This is a genomic window from Oleiphilus sp. HI0123 (genome assembly GCF_001635315.1).
This window is the reverse complement of sequence record NZ_LWGE01000606.1, coordinates 1-249: the sequence shown is the minus strand read 5'-3', so window position 1 is coordinate 249 and position 249 is coordinate 1. Positions and strand designations below refer to the sequence as shown.

Annotated in this window: 1 pseudogene; it reads left to right on the top strand. The window is 45.4% G+C overall.

Annotated elements, in window-relative coordinates:
* Positions 1-249: pseudogene (locus A3761_RS05490) on the top strand (NADH:ubiquinone reductase (Na(+)-transporting) subunit A); the annotation flags it as partial.

Here is a 249-nt window from a genome sequence, read left to right as displayed (position 1 = left end):
TAGTAAGAGTGTATGGACTATTTCTTATCAGGACGTCATCGCGATCGCTAAGCTTTTCACGACTGGCGAACTGTATGTAGAGCGGATTGTTTCTATTGCTGGCCCTTCTGTTAAGAAACCGCGCTTGGTTAAAACTCAATTTGGTGCCAATATATCTGAGCTGCTGAGCAATGAACTTAGTTCAACCTCTGCCAGAGCCATTTCAGGTTCGGTTTTTGGTGGCCGGACCGCAAGAGCTACAGTTGATTA